Below are 17,786 nucleotides of genomic sequence, written 5' to 3'. Positions count from 1 at the left end.
CTTTTTCGCTGCCGTTACTGGCGGAAGGGGAAGTTGAAGGCCTTGAGCAGCGCTCTGGCCTCGTCATCCGTCTTCGCCGTCGTACAAACGATGACGTCCATGCCCCAGACCTGATCAACCTTGTCGTAGTTGATCTCCGGGAACACGATGTGCTCCTTGATGCCCATGGCGTAGTTGCCACGGCCGTCAAAGCTCTTCGGGTTCAGTCCGCGGAAGTCGCGAACGCGCGGCAGCGCGATGTTCACGAGGCGGTCGAGGAACTCGTACATGCGTTCCTTGCGCAGCGTGACCTTGGCGCCGATCGGCATGTTCTCGCGCACCTTGAAGCCCGCGATCGAGTTGCGGGCGCGGGTGACGACAGCCTTCTGGCCGGCGATCAGCGCGAGGTCCTCGGCCGCGACCGAGGGCTTCTTGGAATCGCCGGTCGCTTCGCCGACACCCATGTTCAGCACGATCTTGTCGATGCGCGGAACCTGCATCTCGTTGTCGTAGCCGAACTGCTCCTGCAGCGCCTTGCGGATGGTCTCCTGATAGACCTTCTTGAGGCGCGGCTCGTTCTTGGCAGCTGCCTGCTTGGTTTCAGCCTTAGCCATTGATGACTTCTCCCGAACGCTTGGCGACGCGCACCTTCTTGCCGTCCTTCTGGATGGCGAAGCCGACGCGGGTCGGCTTGCCGTCCTTGGGGTCGGCCAGCGCGATGTTCGACAGGTGGATCGGCGCTTCCTTGGTGATGATCCCGCCCTCTTGGGACTGGGTCTGCTTCTGGTGACGGCGAATGAGGTTCACGCCGCGGACCAGCGCGGTGTCTTCCTTCGGCTGCACCGACAGGACTTCGCCCGAACGGCCCTTGTCCTTGCCGGCAAGCACGACGACCTTGTCGCCTTTTCTGATCTTTTGCATGGGTCCGGCTCCTTACAGCACTTCAGGCGCGAGCGAGATGATCTTCATGTGGTTCTTGGCGCGAAGCTCGCGCGGAACCGGCCCGAAGATACGTGTGCCGATCGGCTCTTTCTTGTTGTCGACGAGAACGGCCGCGTTCTTGTCGAAACGGATCACGCTGCCGTCCGGACGGCGGATGTCCTTGGCCGTGCGAACCACGACCGCCTTCATCACATCGCCCTTCTTAACGCGGCCGCGCGGGATGGCTTCCTTGATCGACACCACGATGATGTCGCCGACGGAGGCATACTTCCGCTTCGAACCGCCCAGCACCTTGATGCACATGACACGACGGGCGCCGGAATTGTCCGCGACGTCGAGGTTTGTTTGCATCTGAATCATGACTGGCCGCCTTCTTCTTTTCTAACGGGACGGGCTTTCACCCCTCCCCGGTCTGTCCAAAATTCGTTTCGTTCGCCCGGATCAAGCCTGATCCGCGGTGATGACGACCCAGCGCTTGTCCTTGGAGATCGGCTTCGATTCCTGGATGAACACCTGGTCGCCGACCTTGTGGGCGTTGTTCTCGTCATGCGCCTTGTACTTCTTGGTCAGGCGCACGGTCTTCTTCATCACGGGATGCGTGAAGCGCCGCTCGACCTTGACGACGACCGTCTTCTCGTTCTTGTCGCTGACCACGGTGCCCTGCAGGATGCGCTTTGGCATGGTTCTCGTCCTTAAGCCTTCTTGGCCGCGGCTTTTTCCGCGGCGATGGTCTTGATGCGCGCGATGTCCCTGCGGACCTGCTTCACGCGTGCGGTCTTCTCGAGCTGGCCGGTGGCCTTCTGGAAGCGCAGATTGAACTGCTCCTTCTTGAGGGCGGCCAGGTCGTCGGCCAGCTGATCCTGGGTCTTGGTCCGGATATCTTCGGCTTTCATGATCGCCTGTCCTTATTCTGCGATGCGCTGCACGAAGCGCGTCTTGACCGAGAGCTTGGCGGCGCCGAGACGCAGCGCCTCACGCGCGGTTTCTTCGCTGACGCCGTCGATCTCGAACATGATGCGGCCAGGCTTGACGCGTGCCGCCCAGTAGTCGACGGCGCCCTTGCCCTTACCCATGCGCACTTCGGTCGGCTTCGAGGTGACCGGCAGATCCGGGAACACCCGGATCCAGACGCGGCCGGCGCGCTTCATCTCGCGGGTGATCGCGCGGCGGGCCGCCTCGATCTCGCGCGCGGTGACGCGGTTCGGCTCAAGCGCCTTCAGCCCGAAACCGCCGAAATCCAGATTGGTGCCGCCCTTGGCGGTACCGTGGATACGGCCCTTGAACTGCTTGCGGAACTTTGTGCGCTTTGGCTGCAGCATCGTTCTAACTCCAAATTCTCAAATTTCTCAGGCGTTCTCGCGACGGCGACCGCGCTCGCGCTCGCCGGTCTGACCGCCGTGATCGCCTTCCGTGGCGCGACGCTCCGACGCCATCGGGTCGTGCTCGAGGATCTCGCCCTTGAACACCCACACCTTGACGCCGCAGATGCCATACGCCGTGTTCGCCTCGGCCGTGCCGTAGTCGACATCGGCGCGCAGCGTATGCAGCGGCACGCGGCCTTCGCGGTACCACTCCATGCGCGCGATTTCGGCGCCGCCGAGACGGCCGGAGCAGTTGATGCGGATGCCTTCGGCACCAAGACGCATGGCCGACTGAACGGCGCGCTTCATGGCGCGACGGAACGCGATGCGGCGCTCGAGCTGCTGGGCGATCGACTGGGCGATCAGCGTGGCGTCGATTTCCGGCTTGCGCACTTCAACGATGTTGAGGTGCGTCTCGGACTTCGTCATCTCCATCAGCTTCCTGCGGAGCTTCTCGATGTCGGCGCCCTTCTTGCCGATGATCAGGCCCGGACGCGCGGCATGGATGGTGACGCGGCACTTCTTGTGCGGACGCTCGATCACGACCTTGGAGATCGCGGCCTGCTTGAGTTCCTTCTCAAGATACTTACGGATCTTGATGTCTTCATGCAGCAGCTGACCGTATTCGCCGGTGTTCGCGAACCAGCGCGAATCCCAGGTGCGGTTGATGCCGAGACGCAGCCCGATCGGATTGACTTTCTGGCCCATTATGCGGCCTCCCCTTTTTCCTCGACTTCACGAACGACGATCGTGAGGTGCGAGAACGGCTTTTCGATACGGCTGGCGCGACCACGGCCACGCGCGTGGAAACGCTTCATGACGATCGACTTGCCGACATAGGCTTCCGCTACGATCAGTGCGTCGACATCGAGGTCGTGGTTGTTTTCCGCGTTGGCGATCGCCGACTCCAGGGTCTTCTTGACCGTGCCGGAAATCCGCTTGGCCGAGAATTCGAGGTCGGAAAGCGCTGTCGCGACCTTCTTGCCGCGGATCAGCGCGGCAACCAGGTTCAGCTTCTGCGGGCTGATACGGATGGTGCGCAGAACGGCGCGCGCCTCGTTGTCAGCAAGCCTGCGCGGAGCTTTGGCCTTGCCCATGATTATTTCCTCTTCGCCTTCTTATCCGCGCCATGACCGTAGTAGGTCCGGGTCGGAGCGAATTCACCGAACTTGTGGCCGACCATGTCCTCGTTCACGGAGACGGGAACGTGCTTCTGGCCGTTGTAGACACCGAAGGTGAAGCCGACGAACTGCGGCAGGATGGTGGAGCGACGGCTCCACATCTTGATCACCTCATTGCGACCGCCTTCACGAACCTTGTCCACCTTCTTGAGAAGGTAGCCGTCGATGAAGGGGCCTTTCCAAATCGAACGAGTCACTTGGCGTTACCTCTTCTTAGCTCTTGCGCTGATGGCGCGAGCGCACGATGAACTTGTCGGTCGCCTTGTTGGACCGCGTCTTCTTGCCCTTGGTCGGCTTGCCCCAGGGCGAAACCGGGTGACGGCCACCCGAGGTGCGGCCTTCGCCACCACCGTGCGGATGATCGACCGGGTTCATGGCCACGCCGCGATTGTGCGGGCGCTTGCCACGCCACACCGTGCGGCCGGCCTTGCCGTCGTTGATGTTGCCGTGATCGGGGTTCGACACGGCGCCGACGGTGGCCATGCACGAGCCGTGCACGACGCGCTGCTCGCCCGAGTTGAGGCGCAGGATCGCCATGCCCTGGTCGCGGCCGACGAGCTGGGCGTAGCCGCCGGCCGAACGGGCGACCTGGCCGCCCTTGCCCGGCTTCAGCTCAATATTGTGGACGATCGTGCCGACCGGCATCGAGGCCAGCGGCATCGCGTTGCCCGGCTTCACGTCGACCGCTTCGCCGGCCACGATCTTGTCGCCGGCAGCCAGACGCTGCGGCGCCAGGATGTAGGACAGCTCGCCGTCGTCATACTTGATCAGCGCGATGAAGGCGGTGCGGTTCGGATCGTATTCGATGCGCTCGACCGTGCCGACGACGTCGTACTTCTTACGCTTGAAGTCGATGATGCGGTACGAACGCTTGTGACCGCCGCCGATGAAGCGGGCCGTGATGCGGCCGTAATTATTGCGGCCGCCCGACTTGGTCAGGCCTTCGGTCAGGCCCTTGACGGGCTTGCCCTTGTAGAGGCCCGAGCGGTCGACGATGACCAGCTGACGGGTGCTCGGCGTTACCGGGTTGAATTTCTTGAGTGCCATTGTCCTGTCCTCGCGGCCTTGCTCAGAGACCCGTCGCGACGTCGATCGACTGGCCGTCGGCCAGCGTCACAACCGCCTTCTTGACGTCGCCCTGGCGGCCAACCGTGCCGCGGAAGCGCTTGATCTTGCCCTTGCGGACGAGCGTGTTCACGGCCGTAACCTTGACGCCGAAGAGAGCTTCCACGGCAGCCTTGATTTCCGGCTTCGACGCCTTCTTGGCGACATTGAAGACGACCTGGTTCTGCTCGGAAGCCATGGTCGACTTTTCGGTGATCGCCGGCGAGACGATCACGTCGTAGTGACGGAGGTCGGTCATTTGAAGCGCTCCTCGAGAGCCTCGACGGCGGCCTTCGAAAGGACCAGCGTGCCGCGGCGCAGAATGTCGTAGACGTTGATGCCCTGGATCGGCAGCACGTCGATGTTGGGAATGTTGGTCGCCGCCAGCTTGAAGTTCTGGTCAAGCTCGGCGCCGCCGATCACCAGGGCGTTGGTGAGCCCGAGCGTCTCGAGGCTCGCAACCAGCGCCTTGGTCTTGGCTTCGGCGAGCTTCAGCTCGTCGACGATGATCAGCGAAGCGCTCTTGGCCTTGGCCGAGAGAGCGTGCTTCAAGCCCAGAGCGCGCACCTTCTTCGGCAGCTCGTGCTCGTGGCTGCGCACGACCGGGCCGTGCGCCTTGCCACCGCCGCGGAACTGCGGAGCGCGAGCCGAATGGTGACGGGCGCGGCCCGTACCCTTCTGCTTGTACATCTTGGCGCCGGTGCGCGCGATCTCGGCGCGGCCCTTGGCCTTGTGCGTGCCCTGCTGCTTCTTGGCCAGCTGCCAGCGCACGACGCGCTGCAGGATGTCCTCACGCGGGTCAAGGCCGAAGATCTCCTCGGAGAGCTTTACCTTGCCAGCGTCCTTGCCGCCGAGGGTTGTGATCTTGAGGTCCATTATTCCGCTCCCTCATTGGCCGGGGCATCGTTCTTGGCCGCAGCGGCACGGATCGCGGCTGGCTTCGGCGCGTTGGCCGGCAGCGCAACCTTGGCCGCGTCACGGACCAGGATCCAGGCGCCCTTCACCCCCGGGACGGCGCCGCGGATCAGGATCAGGCCGCGGTCGGCATCGGTCGAGACGACCTCGACATTCTGGGTGGTGACGCGAACGTCGCCCATGTGGCCGGCCATCTTCTTGCCCTTGAACACCTTGCCGGGGTCCTGGCGCTGTCCGGTCGAGCCGTGCGTGCGGTGCGAGACCGAGTTACCGTGCGTGGCACGGCCGCCACCCATGTTGTGCCGCTTGATCACGCCCTGAAAACCCTTGCCGGTCGAGGTGCCCGTCACGTCGACCTTCTGGCCGGCGACGAAGTGCTCGACGGTGAGCTCGGCGCCGACGTCGATCATGTTGTCGGCGGAGACGCGGAACTCGGCGAGCTTCGCCTTTGGCTCGACGGAGGCGGCAGCGAAATGGCCGCGCATCGCCTTCGACGTGTTCTTCACCTTGGCAAGGCCAACGCCGAGCTGGACGGCGGTGTAGCCGTTCTTCTCCTGCGTGCGCTGCGCCACGACCTGGCAGTTCTCCATCTGGAGAACGGTGACGGGAACGTGTTCCCCGGCATCGTTATAGATGCGGGTCATTCCCACCTTCTTTGCAATCACACCTGAACGCATCGGTTCAATTCCTTTAGAGTTCCCTGTCGGGGCTGACGCCCCTCCACGCCTCTTGCTTCCTTCAGAGTTCCGGGTCGCCCCGCCCTCTTGTTTCTTAGAGCTTGATCTCGACGTCGACACCGGCGGCCAGATCGAGCTTCATCAGAGCATCCACCGTCTGCGGGGTCGGATCGACGATGTCGAGCAGCCGCTTGTGGGTGCGCATCTCGAACTGCTCGCGGCTCTTCTTGTCGACGTGAGGCGACCGGTTGACCGTGAACTTTTCGATCCGCGTCGGCAGCGGAATGGGGCCGCGGACGTTGGCGCCGGTGCGCTTGGCGGTCGACACGATTTCGCGCGTCGAGGCGTCGAGCACCCGGTGGTCAAACGCCTTAAGGCGGATGCGGATATTCTGTCCGTTCATGCGTCAATTCCTTGTTCTGGCGCGGCGCGGGCAGCCCCGCGCCCGCGACAGATCCGTTTCGTCCAATTATTCTTTGATGGTGACGACGATGCCGGCACCGACGGTGCGGCCGCCTTCACGGATGGCGAAGCGCAGCTTCTCTTCCATCGCGATCGGCACGATCAGCTCGACATCGACGGTGATGTTGTCGCCGGGCATCACCATCTCGGTGCCTGCCGGCAGCGTCACGATGCCCGTCACGTCGGTGGTGCGGAAGTAGAACTGCGGCCGGTAGTTGGTGAAGAACGGCGTGTGACGGCCGCCCTCGTCCTTGGTCAGGATGTAGGCTTCGGCCACGAACTTCTTGTGCGGCTTCACCGAACCCGGCTTGGCCAGAACCTGGCCGCGCTCGACACCCTCGCGGTCGATGCCGCGCAACAGCGCGCCGATGTTGTCGCCGGCCTGGCCCTGGTCGAGCAGCTTGCGGAACATCTCGACGCCCGTGCAGGTGGTCTTGGCCGTCGGACGGATGCCGACGATCTCCAATTCCTCGCCGACCTTGACCACGCCGCGCTCGACGCGGCCGGTCACGACCGTGCCGCGGCCCGAGATCGAGAACACGTCCTCGATCGGCATCAGGAACGGCTTGTCCAGCGGACGGACCGGCGTCGGGATATAGGCGTCGACCTGCGCCATCAGCTCGCGGATGGCGTCCTCGCCGATGGTCTTGTTCGAATCCTCAAGTGCTGCCAGCGCCGAACCCTTGACGATCGGAATGTCGTCGCCGGGGAACTCGTTCTTGGTCAACAGCTCGCGAACCTCGAGCTCGACCAGCTCGAGCAGCTCGGCGTCGTCGACCTGGTCGACCTTGTTCAGGAACACCACGATCGAGGGCACGCCGACCTGGCGGGCAAGCAGGATGTGCTCGCGGGTCTGCGGCATCGGGCCGTCGGCGGCCGAAACCACCAGGATCGCGCCGTCCATCTGGGCGGCGCCGGTGATCATGTTCTTCACATAGTCGGCATGGCCGGGGCAGTCGACATGGGCGTAGTGACGGTTGGCCGTCTCGTACTCGACATGCGCCGTCGAGATGGTGATGCCGCGCGCCTTCTCTTCCGGCGCCGCGTCGATCTGGTCATAGCGCTTGTATTCGCCAAAATACTTCGTGATCGCCGCCGTCAGCGACGTCTTGCCATGATCGACGTGGCCGATCGTGCCAATGTTCACATGCGGCTTGGTGCGCTCGAATTTACCTTTTGCCACTGTATTTCTCCGTCTTACTCATCCCGCTCGGGGAAATTGATATTCGCTCCAGCCGAACCGGAAACGCGTAAGAGCCGCGGTTCCGGTGGCACAGGCATTCTCACGCGTACTTTTTCTGGACTTCCTGGGCCACCGCCGTAGGGACCGGCTCATAGTGGTCGAACTGCATCGTGTACTGGGCGCGGCCCTGCGACATCGAACGCAGATTGTCGACGTACTTGAACATGTTGGCCAAAGGCACCATCGCGTTGATGACGACGGCCACGCCACGCGCTTCCTGGCCCTGGATCTGGCCGCGACGGCCGTTGAGGTCGCCGATAACGCCGCCGACATAGTCTTCCGGCGTCACGACCTCGACCTTCATGATCGGCTCCAGGAGCTGCACACCAAGCCGGGGTGCGGCTTCCTTGAAGCAGGCGCGGGAGGCAATTTCGAACGCCAGCACCGAGGAGTCGACGTCGTGGAAGGCACCGTCGATCAGCGTCGCCTTGACGCCGATCATCGGGAAGCCGGCAAACGGGCCGGAACCCATGACGCTCTGGATGCCCTTCTCGACGCCGGGGATGTATTCCTTCGGCACCGCACCGCCGACGATCTTGGACTCGAACAAGAACTCTTCGCTCTCGGTGTTCGGCTCGAACACGATCTTGACGCGAGCGAACTGGCCGGTACCGCCCGTCTGCTTCTTGTGCGTGTAGTCCTGCTCATGGGTGCGGGTGATCGTCTCGCGATAGGCCACCTGCGGAGCGCCGACATTGGCTTCGACCTTGAACTCGCGGCGCATGCGGTCGACGATGATGTCGAGATGCAGCTCGCCCATGCCGGCGATGATGGTCTGACCGCTTTCCTCGTCGGTCTTGACGCGGAAGGACGGATCCTCTGCCGCCAGGCGATGCAGCGCGAGGCCCATCTTTTCCTGGTCGTTCTTGGTCTTCGGCTCGATGGCGATCTGGATGACCGGATCGGGGAATTCCATGCGCTCGAGGATGACCGGATGCAGTGGATCGCAGAGCGTGTCGCCGGTCGTCGTGTCCTTGAGGCCGGCCAGCGCGACGATGTCGCCGGCATAGGCTTCCTCGATATCGGCGCGCGAATTCGCATGCATCTGCAGCATGCGGCCGATGCGCTCCTTCTTGCCCTTCACGGTGTTGTCGAGCGAGGTGCCCTTGGTGAGCTTGCCCGAATAGATGCGAGCGAAGGTCAGCGAGCCGACGAACGGGTCGTTCATGATCTTGAACGCCAGCATCGACAGCGGCTCGTTGTCGTCGGCATGACGCTCGATCTCGGCGTCGGTCTTGGCGTCGACACCCTTGATGGCCGGCACGTCGATCGGCGACGGCAGGTATTCGACCACGGCGTCCAGCAGCGGCTGTACGCCCTTGTTCTTGAAGGCCGAGCCGCAGAACATGGGGAAGAACTTGACCGCGATGGTGCCCTTGCGGATCAGCGCGCGGATCTCGTCGTTCGACGGCATGTTGCCTTCGAGGTAATTCTCGAGCGCGGTCTCGTCTATCTCGACGGCGGCCTCGATCATCTTCTCGCGATACTGAGCGGCCTTGTCCTTGAGGTCGGCCGGGATCTCGACGACGTCCCAGGCAGCGCCCAGCGTCTCGTCGCGCCAGACCAGCGCGTTCATTTCGACGAGGTCGACCACGCCCTTGAACTCGGTCTCGGCGCCGATCGGCAGCTGCATGACGACGGCCTGCGCGCCGAGGCGTGAGCCGATCATTTCCACCGAGCGGTAGAAGTCGGCGCCGATCTTGTCCATCTTGTTGCAGAAGATCATGCGTGGCACGTGGTACTTGTCGGCCTGGCGCCACACGGTCTCAGTCTGCGGCTCGACGCCGGCGTTGGCATCGAGCAGCGCGATGGCGCCGTCGAGCACGCGCAGCGAGCGCTCGACCTCGATGGTGAAGTCGACGTGTCCGGGAGTGTCGATGATGTTGAAGCGGCGCATCTTGCCGTCGCGACCCTTCCAGAAGGTCGTGGTCGCGGCCGATGTGATGGTGATGCCGCGTTCCTGCTCCTGCTCCATCCAGTCCATGGTGGCAGCGCCGTCATGGACTTCGCCGATCTTGTGCGACTTGCCCGTGTAGTACAGGACGCGCTCGGTCGTCGTCGTCTTGCCGGCGTCGATATGCGCCATGATACCGAAATTGCGGTAGTCTTCGATTTTGTATTCGCGGGCCATGGGAGGTGCCTCTCAGTCTCGTTCGCGCTTTACCAGCGGTAGTGCGCGAAGGCGCGGTTGGCTTCCGCCATCTTGTGGGTGTCTTCACGCTTCTTGACGGCCGTGCCGCGGTTGTTGGCCGCGTCCATCAGCTCGCCCGAGAGGCGGTCGACCATCGTGGTCTCGTTGCGGTTGCGTGCGGCGGCGATCAGCCAGCGGATGGCGAGCGCCTGGCGGCGCTCGGGGCGCACGTCCACCGGAACCTGGTAGGTGGCGCCGCCGACGCGACGCGAACGCACTTCCACATGCGGCGCGACATTGTCGAGCGCCTGGTGGAAGACAGCGACCGGCTCCTGCTTGGTCTTGGCCTGGACCTGGTCCAGCGCGCCGTAGACGATGGTCTCGGCAACCGACTTCTTGCCGTCATACATGACGGCGTTCATGAACTTGGTGACGACCAGATCGCCGAACTTGGGGTCCGGATTGATCTCACGCTTTTCTGCACTGTGACGACGGGACATGGCTCTTGTCTCTCAATCTCGTGGCACGGCGCAGTAAAAAAAAGCGCCGAAGCCGGAAACCCTTACTTCGGACGCTTGGCACCGTATTTCGAACGGCGCTGCTTGCGGTTCTTCACACCCTGCGTGTCGAGCACGCCGCGGATGATGTGATAGCGGACGCCCGGCAGATCCTTGACGCGGCCGCCACGGATCATGACCACCGAGTGCTCCTGAAGGTTATGGCCTTCGCCCGGGATGTAGCCGATCACCTCGAAACCATTGGTCAGACGGATCTTGGCCACCTTGCGCAGCGCCGAGTTCGGCTTCTTCGGCGTCGTCGTGTAGACGCGCGTGCAGACGCCCCGCTTCTGCGGGTTCTGCTGCATGGCCGGGACCTTGTTGCGCTTCACCGGCGCCAGGCGCGGCTTGCGGATCAGCTGGTTGACGGTAGGCATTAAACCCTCTTGTCTCTCAATTCCGTGTCTTGCCCTGTCAGGGCCGCTCAAAGCGTCATTTCCATACGCGAATTCGGGCAACACACCGCGCCTCGCGGTCCTGCCCGAACAAATTGCAGAGGAAGCGGAAGCCGCTTCATGCGCGCCGGAGATGTCTTTTCGCTCGTAAAACGAACCCTGTTTGAGGCAAACTCCAAGGCGCGTCGCCTCGGAAAAGCAAGTCTCACATCGGTTCTGACGTGGCGGCTTCTACTCGCAAGCCCCCTATCCGTCAACCCCGGAACGGCAAATATTGCGCCCGATCCGGAGCTTGGCAGCCATGCGGAAAAAGCATGTAATTTTCTTGCGTCTTTTTTCAAGAGCAAGGAAGAAAGTGACAGGCTTTCGCCTGTCATCTCGGCCGGCTTCGTGCAAATAAGGCGGTATGAATGGCAAAACTCCACGCTTCCGGAGGAATCAGCCCGTGAACGACAACGAGGAGCGCCCGGTCACCATCATCACCGGCCGGGTGTGGCGGCGAAAGGGCGGCAAGCCGGAAGGCGTGCATGTGATGCTGGTCGCGCCCGACGATGATTCTGCCGTGCGCCGCGCGCTCGAATCGCTCGCCGCCGAAGGATTCGCCGAAGCCGAGCTCGACCAGATCGGCGACATGGAAGGCACCCCCGACGAAGAGCCGCATCTGTCCGCCTATCAGGGCGCGCTGGAGGGCGAAGTCTCGATCGTTACCTTCGACGAGCCGAGCTGATCCCGAAATCGCAATCTCGCGATCCGTTACGTTCCAGGCTTTGCCGGGCACTGTTGTCCTGCCTAAGAGCACCTACTTCTTCCATCCCTCGGAGTCCCAATGACCAGCAACCCCATCAGGATCGGTATCGTCGGCGTGGGAAAGATCGTCCGCGACCAGCATCTTCCGGCACTGGCCAAGGACAGCAGTTATCGGCTTGCGGCCGCCGCCAGCCGCCACGGCAAGGTGGACGGCATCCCGAACTATCCGACGATCGAGGCGATGCTCGAGGCCGAGCCGGGCCTGGAAGCCGTCTCGCTCTGCATGCCGCCGCAGTTCCGCTATGACGCCGCGCGCACCGCGCTCGAGGCCGGAAAGCACGTCTTCATGGAGAAGCCGCCGGGCGCCACCGTCAGCGAGGTCGAGCACCTGAAGGCGATTGCCGCGAAGAAAGGCGTTTCGCTTTTCGCCAGCTGGCATTCGCGCTACGCGCCGGCGGTCGAGGCCGCGCGCGCCTTCCTGGCTTCGGCCAGAATCGACTCGGCGGCGATCAACTGGAAGGAAGACGTGCGCCGCTGGCACCCGAACCAGGAATGGATCTGGGCGCCGGGCGGTTTCGGCGTGTTCGATCCCGGCATCAACGCGCTATCGATCGCCACCCACATCCTGCCGCCGATGTTCATCACCTCGGCCGTGCTCGACTTCCCCGAGAACCGCGCCTCGCCGGTCGCGGCGCATGTCACCTTCCGCACCTCGAACGGGCTCCCGGTGACAATGGAGCTCGACTGGCTGCAGACCGGTCCGCAGAGCTGGGACATCCTGGCCGAGACCGACAAGGGCAAGATGGTGCTTTCGGGCGGCGGCGCAAAGCTCGCCGTCGACGGCAAGATCATCCATGACGAGCCGGAAGCCGAATATCCGATGCTCTACAAGCGTTTCGCCGAGATTGTCCGCGCCGGCATCTCCGACGTCGACCTGGCCCCGCTCCAGCACGTCGCCGACGCCTTCATGCTCGGCAAGCGCAATGTGGTCGAGCCTTTCTTCGATTAAGCCCCGTGCAGCGCCGGCGTCAGTCCACGATCGCAATCGCAAATCCGTCATAGCCCTTGGCGCCGACGGTCTGGATGGCGGTGCCGTCCAGCCGCTTCTCCTGCCCGATGAATGAGAGCGCCGCGCGGGCGCCGACGACGTTTTCGTCGCGGCCGTCGTCCTTCAGCACGGCGCCGTCGCGGATGACGTTGTCGCAGACTATCACCGTTCCGGAGCGCGACAGCCGCATGGCCCAGCTGAGATAATTCGGGTTGTTCGGCTTGTCGGCGTCGATGAAGATCAGGTCGAACGGACCGGCATTTTCGCTGACCAAGGCTGCTAGCCATTGAAGAGCTGGCCCGAGCCGCAGATCCACCTTGTCGGAAACCCCTGCCCGCTCGAAGTTCGAACGCGCGACCTTGGCATGGTGCGGCTCAAGCTCCAGCGTCACTACTCTGCCATCGGCAGGCAGGCCCCTTGCCATCCAGATGGTCGAGTAACCACCGAGCGTGCCGATCTCGAGCACCTTCCTTGCGCCGCGAATTCGCACCAGAAGCGAAAGCAATTTGCCCTGCGCGGCCGAGACGTCGATCGCCGGCAGGCCCTGCTCGCGGTTGGCCGCAAGCACCGCGTCAAGCGTGGGATCCGCATCGAAAAGAGAGGAGACGATGTAGTTGTCGACAGCCGTCCAGGTCCTGGCGCTCATGGTTTTTCCTCGTTCATAACCCGAATGAAAAAAGGGGCCACGCGGGCCCCTTTTCTTTCTCTCATTGCATCCGCGCTTACTGCGCGGCGTTGACCATGTTGGTCAGCATCGGCTCGGCGACCTCGACACCGGAGGCCTTGCGGCGCTCGTCGATGATGAGTTCGTCGCGCGAGGTGGCGATGCGCCTTATTTGGCTCATCGTGCCGCCCGTGCCGGCCGGGATCAGGCGGCCGACGATGACGTTCTCCTTCAGACCCTGCAGCATGTCGGTCTTACCGGCGACCGCGGCTTCCGTCAGCACCCTGGTCGTCTCCTGGAAGGAGGCGGCCGAGATGAAGGACGGCGTCTGCAGCGAGGCCTTGGTGATGCCGAGCAGCACCGGCTGGCCTTCGGCCGGCTTCTTGCCGTCCTCGATCAGCCGCTCGTTGACCTCTTCCAGCTCGATCACGTCGACGTGGTCGCCCGGAATGTAGGTCGAGTCGCCCTGCGTGGTGATCTCGACCTTCTGCAGCATCTGGCGAACGATCACCTCGATGTGCTTGTCGTTGATCGACACGCCCTGCAGGCGGTAGACCTCCTGGATCTCGTTGACGAGGTAGGACGCAAGCGCCTCCACGCCCTTGATCGCCAGGATGTCGTGCGGCGCCGGGTTGCCGTCGAGGATGTAGTCGCCCTTCTCGATGACGTCGCCGTCCTGCAGATGGAACGGCTTGCCCTTCGGGATCAGGTACTCGACCGGCTCCAGCGTCGAGTCGTGCGGCTCGATGATGATGCGGCGCTTGTTCTTGTAGTCGCGGCCGAAGCGGACCGTGCCATCGATCTCGGCGATGATGGCGTGATCCTTCGGACGGCGAGCCTCGAACAGTTCGGCCACCCGCGGCAGACCGCCGGTGATGTCCTTGGTCTTGGCGCTTTCCATCGGGATGCGCGCAAGCACGTCGCCCGGACGGACATGCGCGCCCGGCTCGACCGAGAGAATGGCCTCGACCGAGAGCAGGAAGCGTGCATCGCCGCCCTTCGACAGCTTGCCCACCTTGCCCTTGGCGTCCTGCACGACAATCGCCGGCTTCAGGTCACTGCCGCGCGGCGTCGAACGCCAGTCGATGACCTCACGCTTGGTGATGCCGGTCGACTCGTCGGCGGTCTCCTGGACGGAGATGCCGTCGACCAGATCCTCGAACGCCACCTTGCCCTCGATTTCGGTGAGGATCGGGCGGGTGTAAGGATCCCACTCGGCGATGCGCTGCCCGCGCTTCACCTTGTCGCCGTCATCCACGAAGATGCGCGAGCCATAGGCGACGCGGTGCGTGGCGCGTTCCTTGCCGGCCTCGTCGAGGATCAGAACCGCCATGTTGCGGCCCATCACCATCTGCTGACCTTCGGAGTTGCGCACCACGTTGCGATTGCGGATCTCGACCTTGCCCTCATAGGAGGCTTCGAGGAACGAAGAATCCACCACCTGCGCGGTGCCGCCCATGTGGAAGGTGCGCATGGTGAGCTGGGTGCCCGGCTCGCCGATCGACTGCGCCGCGATGACGCCGACGGCCTCGCCCTGGTTGACGGGCGTGCCGCGGGCAAGATCGCGACCGTAGCAGACCGCGCAGACGCCGGTCCTGACCTCGCAGGTCAGCGCCGAGCGGATGCGGACCGACTGGACGCCGGCCTTCTCGATCTGCTCCACGTCACGCTCGTCCATCAGCTTGCCGGCCTTGACCAGCACTTCGCCGGAGACCGGGTGGTTGATGTCGTCGAGCGCCGTGCGGCCGAGCACGCGCTGACCGACCGAGGCGACGATCTGGCCGGCATCGACGATCGGCTGCATGGTGAGGCCCTTGTCGGTGCCGCAATCCAGCGAATTGACGATGCAGTCCTGCGCCACGTCGACCAGACGGCGGGTCAGGTACCCCGAGTTCGCCGTCTTCAAGGCGGTGTCGGCCAGACCCTTGCGGGCGCCGTGGGTCGAGTTGAAGTACTCGAGCACGGTGAGGCCTTCCTTGAAGTTCGAGATGATCGGCGTCTCGATGATCTCGCCCGAAGGCTTGGCCATCAGGCCGCGCATGCCGGCGAGCTGGCGCATCTGGGTGGGCGAACCGCGCGCACCCGAATGCGACATCATATAGATCGAGTTCATCGGCTTCTGACGGCCGTTTTCCTCGAACTCGACCGCCTTGATGCGGGCCATCATCTCGTCGGCGACTTTCTCCGAGCACTTGGCCCAGGCGTCGACCACCTTGTTGTACTTCTCGCCCTGCGTGATCAGGCCGTCATTGTACTGCTGCTCGTACTCCTTGGCCAAAGCCTCGGTATCGGAGACCAGCTTCAGCTTGGTGTCCGGAATCACCATGTCGTCCTTGCCGAACGAAATGCCGGCGCGGCAGGCATGCGCAAAGCCGAGAGCCATGATGCGGTCGCAGAAGATGACCGTCTCCTTCTGGCCGCAGTGGCGGTAGACGGTGTCGATCATCTTGGAGATGTTCTTCTTGGTCATCTCCTGGTTGGCGATGTCGTACGGTACGTTGACGTTCTTCGGCAGAAGCTCGCCGATGATCATGCGGCCGGGCGTGGTTTCATAGATCTTCGACACCGTCTTGCCTTCGGCATCGACGGTGCGGAAGCGGCCCTTGATCTTGGCGTGCAGGGTCACCGCCTTGGTCTCCAGCGCATGCTGGAGCTCGCCCATGTCGGCGAACACCATGCCTTCGCCCGGCTCGTTCTGGTTGACGATCGACAGATAGTAGAGACCGAGAACCATGTCCTGCGACGGCACGATGATCGGCGCGCCGGAGGCCGGGTGCAGGATGTTGTTGGTCGACATCATCAGCACGCGCGCTTCGAGCTGCGCTTCCAGGGACAGCGGCACATGGACCGCCATCTGGTCGCCGTCGAAGTCGGCATTGAAGGCCGTGCAGACCAGCGGATGCAGCTGGATCGCCTTGCCTTCGATCAGGATCGGCTCGAACGCCTGGATGCCGAGGCGGTGCAGCGTCGGCGCGCGGTTCAAGAGCACCGGATGCTCACGGATAACCTCGTCGAGGATATCCCAGACCTCTGGACGCTCCTTCTCGACCAGCTTCTTCGCCTGCTTGACGGTCGAGGAGAAACCCTTGGCGTCGAGGCGGGCATAGATGAAAGGCTTGAACAGCTCCAGCGCCATCTTCTTCGGCAGGCCGCACTGATGCAGCTTGAGTTCCGGACCGGTCACGATGACCGAGCGGCCGGAATAGTCGACACGCTTGCCGAGCAGGTTCTGGCGGAACCGGCCCTGCTTGCCCTTGAGCATGTCGGACAGCGACTTCAGCGGACGCTTGTTGGCGCCGGTGATGACGCGGCCGCGGCGGCCGTTGTCGAACAGCGCATCGACGGCCTCCTGCAGCATGCGCTTTTCATTGCGCACGATGATGCCGGGCGCGCGCAGCTCGATCAGCCGCTTCAAACGATTGTTGCGGTTGATGACGCGGCGATAGAGGTCGTTGAGGTCGGACGTGGCGAAGCGGCCGCCGTCCAGCGGGACCAGCGGGCGCAGGTCCGGCGGGATCACCGGAACGACCTTCATGATCATCCATTCCGGACGGTTGCCGGATTCCATGAAGTTCTCGACGACCTTGAGCCGCTTCAGCAGCTTCTTCTGCTTGAGCTCGGACGACGTCGAAGCCAGCTCCGAGCGCAGATCGCCGGCGATCTTCTCCAGATCCATGCCGGCCAACAGGTCATGGATGGCCTCGGCGCCGATCATGGCGGTGAAAGAGTCCTCGCCATACTCGTCGACGGCCAGCATGTACTCTTCCTCGCTGAGCAGCTGGTGCTCCTTCAGCGCGGTGAGGCCAGGCTCGGTGACGATGTAGTTCTCGAAGTAGAGGACGCGCTCGATATCCTTGAGCGTCATGTCGAGCAGCGTGCCGATGCGCGAGGGCAACGACTTCAGGAACCAGATATGGGCGACGGGCGCGGCGAGCTCGATATGGCCCATGCGCTCGCGGCGGACGCGCGACAGCGTGACTTCGACGCCGCACTTCTCGCAGATAACGCCCTTGTACTTCATGCGCTTGTACTTGCCGCACAGGCACTCGTAGTCCTTGATCGGACCAAAAATGCGCGCGCAGAACAGACCGTCACGCTCCGGCTTGAAGGTGCGGTAGTTGATGGTCTCCGGCTTTTTGATCTCACCGAACGACCAGGACAGAATCTTCTCAGGGCTGGCGAGCGAGATCCGGATGGAATCGAACACCTGCGCAGGCGCCTGAGGGTTGAAGAGATTCATGACCTCTTGGTTCATGCCGTTCTCCTTTTGGGGTCCTCGAAAACCCCTTGCATCGAGCGCGGGCCGAATGCCCGCAGACTGGCCGGCCTGACCGGCCGAGAATTTGTGGGGCGCGCCGCGTCGTTTCGCGGCGCGCCATT

At 63.3% G+C, this 17,786-nt stretch carries 22 protein-coding genes; 2 read left to right on the top strand and 20 right to left on the bottom strand.

Features of this window, described 5'->3' with window-relative positions:
• Window positions 1-14: 14 nt before the first annotated feature.
• The 18 genes from rplE to rpsL form a co-directional block, all read right to left on the bottom strand.
• Window positions 15-593 (bottom strand): 50S ribosomal protein L5, encoded by a 579-nt coding sequence (rplE, locus tag EOA49_RS03295; RefSeq protein WP_095777622.1) that lies wholly within the window; start codon window positions 591-593, stop codon window positions 15-17.
• On the bottom strand, window positions 586-900 hold the full coding sequence (gene rplX / locus EOA49_RS03290; RefSeq protein WP_059188493.1) for a 50S ribosomal protein L24: 315 nt from the start codon (window positions 898-900) through the stop codon (window positions 586-588). Before rplX ends, rplE begins: the two co-directional genes overlap by 8 nt.
• Window positions 901-912: 12 nt before the next feature.
• Complete coding sequence (rplN, locus tag EOA49_RS03285) at window positions 913-1,281, bottom strand: 50S ribosomal protein L14 (RefSeq protein ID WP_006205457.1); 369 nt, start codon at window positions 1,279-1,281, stop codon at window positions 913-915.
• 81 nt (window positions 1,282-1,362) lie between these two features.
• Window positions 1,363-1,602, bottom strand: a complete 240-nt coding sequence (rpsQ, locus tag EOA49_RS03280; protein ID WP_040970380.1) for a 30S ribosomal protein S17 — start codon at window positions 1,600-1,602, stop codon at window positions 1,363-1,365.
• An 11-nt stretch (window positions 1,603-1,613) separates the two neighbouring features.
• The gene (gene rpmC / locus EOA49_RS03275; RefSeq protein ID WP_040970379.1) at window positions 1,614-1,814 is read right to left on the bottom strand and encodes a 50S ribosomal protein L29; all 201 of its coding nucleotides are present in this window, start codon (window positions 1,812-1,814) and stop codon (window positions 1,614-1,616) included.
• Window positions 1,815-1,826: 12 nt separating this feature from the next.
• The gene (rplP, locus tag EOA49_RS03270; protein WP_027170364.1) at window positions 1,827-2,240 is read right to left on the bottom strand and encodes a 50S ribosomal protein L16; all 414 of its coding nucleotides are present in this window, start codon (window positions 2,238-2,240) and stop codon (window positions 1,827-1,829) included.
• A gap of 27 nt (window positions 2,241-2,267) precedes the next feature.
• Complete coding sequence (gene rpsC, locus EOA49_RS03265) at window positions 2,268-2,990, bottom strand: 30S ribosomal protein S3 (RefSeq protein WP_066989596.1); 723 nt, start codon at window positions 2,988-2,990, stop codon at window positions 2,268-2,270.
• Window positions 2,990-3,379 (bottom strand): 50S ribosomal protein L22, encoded by a 390-nt coding sequence (rplV, locus tag EOA49_RS03260; RefSeq protein ID WP_006205462.1) that lies wholly within the window; start codon window positions 3,377-3,379, stop codon window positions 2,990-2,992. Before rplV ends, rpsC begins: the two co-directional genes overlap by 1 nt.
• Before the next feature lie 2 nt (window positions 3,380-3,381).
• Window positions 3,382-3,660 (bottom strand): 30S ribosomal protein S19, encoded by a 279-nt coding sequence (gene rpsS, locus EOA49_RS03255; RefSeq protein WP_006205463.1) that lies wholly within the window; start codon window positions 3,658-3,660, stop codon window positions 3,382-3,384.
• Window positions 3,661-3,676: 16 nt separating this feature from the next.
• Entirely contained in the window at window positions 3,677-4,510 is an 834-nt protein-coding gene (rplB, locus tag EOA49_RS03250) for a 50S ribosomal protein L2 (protein ID WP_040970375.1), read from the bottom strand.
• Between the two features lie 22 nt (window positions 4,511-4,532).
• A complete protein-coding gene (locus EOA49_RS03245; RefSeq protein WP_040983033.1) occupies window positions 4,533-4,826 on the bottom strand; it encodes a 50S ribosomal protein L23 in 294 nt (97 codons plus the stop codon).
• Complete coding sequence (gene rplD / locus EOA49_RS03240) at window positions 4,823-5,443, bottom strand: 50S ribosomal protein L4 (protein WP_066989592.1); 621 nt, start codon at window positions 5,441-5,443, stop codon at window positions 4,823-4,825. Before rplD ends, EOA49_RS03245 begins: the two co-directional genes overlap by 4 nt.
• Window positions 5,443-6,159, bottom strand: a complete 717-nt coding sequence (rplC, locus tag EOA49_RS03235) for a 50S ribosomal protein L3 (protein ID WP_067321479.1) — start codon at window positions 6,157-6,159, stop codon at window positions 5,443-5,445. The genes rplD and rplC overlap by 1 nt, the downstream gene beginning before the upstream one ends.
• Before the next feature lie 94 nt (window positions 6,160-6,253).
• Complete coding sequence (rpsJ, locus tag EOA49_RS03230; protein ID WP_006205468.1) at window positions 6,254-6,562, bottom strand: 30S ribosomal protein S10; 309 nt, start codon at window positions 6,560-6,562, stop codon at window positions 6,254-6,256.
• Between the two features lie 66 nt (window positions 6,563-6,628).
• Complete coding sequence (gene tuf, locus EOA49_RS03225) at window positions 6,629-7,804, bottom strand: elongation factor Tu (protein ID WP_066989565.1); 1,176 nt, start codon at window positions 7,802-7,804, stop codon at window positions 6,629-6,631.
• Between the two features lie 100 nt (window positions 7,805-7,904).
• Complete coding sequence (gene fusA / locus EOA49_RS03220) at window positions 7,905-9,995, bottom strand: elongation factor G (RefSeq protein ID WP_127240864.1); 2,091 nt, start codon at window positions 9,993-9,995, stop codon at window positions 7,905-7,907.
• Window positions 9,996-10,024: 29 nt separating this feature from the next.
• The gene (gene rpsG, locus EOA49_RS03215; protein WP_041003106.1) at window positions 10,025-10,495 is read right to left on the bottom strand and encodes a 30S ribosomal protein S7; all 471 of its coding nucleotides are present in this window, start codon (window positions 10,493-10,495) and stop codon (window positions 10,025-10,027) included.
• A 62-nt stretch (window positions 10,496-10,557) separates the two neighbouring features.
• Window positions 10,558-10,929, bottom strand: a complete 372-nt coding sequence (gene rpsL, locus EOA49_RS03210) for a 30S ribosomal protein S12 (protein WP_006202128.1) — start codon at window positions 10,927-10,929, stop codon at window positions 10,558-10,560.
• Between the two features lie 463 nt (window positions 10,930-11,392).
• On the opposite strand from rpsL, the gene EOA49_RS03200 reads away from it, so the two are divergent.
• Together EOA49_RS03200 and EOA49_RS03195 are read left to right on the top strand one after the other, a co-directional pair.
• Window positions 11,393-11,674 carry a transcriptional regulator gene (locus EOA49_RS03200; protein WP_066989908.1) on the top strand — a complete coding sequence of 94 codons (282 nt, stop codon included), beginning with the start codon at window positions 11,393-11,395 and terminating at the stop codon, window positions 11,672-11,674.
• Between the two features lie 99 nt (window positions 11,675-11,773).
• Window positions 11,774-12,703 (top strand): Gfo/Idh/MocA family oxidoreductase, encoded by a 930-nt coding sequence (locus EOA49_RS03195; protein ID WP_067321488.1) that lies wholly within the window; start codon window positions 11,774-11,776, stop codon window positions 12,701-12,703.
• A 19-nt stretch (window positions 12,704-12,722) separates the two neighbouring features.
• Here EOA49_RS03195 and EOA49_RS03190 read toward each other — a convergent pair whose 3' ends face one another.
• Both EOA49_RS03190 and rpoC read right to left on the bottom strand, forming a co-directional pair.
• Complete coding sequence (locus EOA49_RS03190) at window positions 12,723-13,388, bottom strand: O-methyltransferase (protein ID WP_127240866.1); 666 nt, start codon at window positions 13,386-13,388, stop codon at window positions 12,723-12,725.
• 76 nt (window positions 13,389-13,464) lie between these two features.
• Window positions 13,465-17,661, bottom strand: coding sequence for a DNA-directed RNA polymerase subunit beta' (gene rpoC, locus EOA49_RS03185; RefSeq protein WP_066989905.1), 4,197 nt, complete (start codon window positions 17,659-17,661; stop codon window positions 13,465-13,467).
• Window positions 17,662-17,786 lie beyond the last annotated feature (125 nt).

It is taken from the genome of Mesorhizobium sp. M1A.F.Ca.IN.020.04.1.1 (genome assembly GCF_003997315.1).
Taxonomy (GTDB): Bacteria; Pseudomonadota; Alphaproteobacteria; order Rhizobiales; family Rhizobiaceae; genus Mesorhizobium.
Note: the sequence above shows the minus strand (reverse complement) of the source record. Positions and strands in the feature narration are given on the sequence as shown.

Bases quoted from the DNA above. Each gene is read 5' to 3' on its own strand.
- rplE (WP_095777622.1), bottom strand. From the start codon at position 593: ATGGCTAAGGCTGAAACCAAGCAGGCAGCTGCCAAGAACGAGCCGCGC.
- rplX (WP_059188493.1), bottom strand. From the start codon at position 900: ATGCAAAAGATCAGAAAAGGCGACAAGGTCGTCGTGCTTGCCGGCAAG.
- rplN (WP_006205457.1), bottom strand. From the start codon at position 1,281: ATGATTCAGATGCAAACAAACCTCGACGTCGCGGACAATTCCGGCGCC.
- rpsQ (WP_040970380.1), bottom strand. From the start codon at position 1,602: ATGCCAAAGCGCATCCTGCAGGGCACCGTGGTCAGCGACAAGAACGAG.
- rpmC (WP_040970379.1), bottom strand. From the start codon at position 1,814: ATGAAAGCCGAAGATATCCGGACCAAGACCCAGGATCAGCTGGCCGAC.
- rplP (WP_027170364.1), bottom strand. From the start codon at position 2,240: ATGCTGCAGCCAAAGCGCACAAAGTTCCGCAAGCAGTTCAAGGGCCGT.
- rpsC (WP_066989596.1), bottom strand. From the start codon at position 2,990: ATGGGCCAGAAAGTCAATCCGATCGGGCTGCGTCTCGGCATCAACCGC.
- rplV (WP_006205462.1), bottom strand. From the start codon at position 3,379: ATGGGCAAGGCCAAAGCTCCGCGCAGGCTTGCTGACAACGAGGCGCGC.
- rplB (WP_040970375.1), bottom strand. From the start codon at position 4,510: ATGGCACTCAAGAAATTCAACCCGGTAACGCCGAGCACCCGTCAGCTG.
- EOA49_RS03245 (WP_040983033.1), bottom strand. From the start codon at position 4,826: ATGACCGACCTCCGTCACTACGACGTGATCGTCTCGCCGGCGATCACC.
- rplD (WP_066989592.1), bottom strand. From the start codon at position 5,443: ATGGACCTCAAGATCACAACCCTCGGCGGCAAGGACGCTGGCAAGGTA.
- rplC (WP_067321479.1), bottom strand. From the start codon at position 6,159: ATGCGTTCAGGTGTGATTGCAAAGAAGGTGGGAATGACCCGCATCTAT.
- rpsJ (WP_006205468.1), bottom strand. From the start codon at position 6,562: ATGAACGGACAGAATATCCGCATCCGCCTTAAGGCGTTTGACCACCGG.
- fusA (WP_127240864.1), bottom strand. From the start codon at position 9,995: ATGGCCCGCGAATACAAAATCGAAGACTACCGCAATTTCGGTATCATG.
- rpsG (WP_041003106.1), bottom strand. From the start codon at position 10,495: ATGTCCCGTCGTCACAGTGCAGAAAAGCGTGAGATCAATCCGGACCCC.
- rpsL (WP_006202128.1), bottom strand. From the start codon at position 10,929: ATGCCTACCGTCAACCAGCTGATCCGCAAGCCGCGCCTGGCGCCGGTG.
- EOA49_RS03195 (WP_067321488.1), top strand. From the start codon at position 11,774: ATGACCAGCAACCCCATCAGGATCGGTATCGTCGGCGTGGGAAAGATC.
- EOA49_RS03190 (WP_127240866.1), bottom strand. From the start codon at position 13,388: ATGAGCGCCAGGACCTGGACGGCTGTCGACAACTACATCGTCTCCTCT.
- rpoC (WP_066989905.1), bottom strand. From the start codon at position 17,661: ATGAACCAAGAGGTCATGAATCTCTTCAACCCTCAGGCGCCTGCGCAG.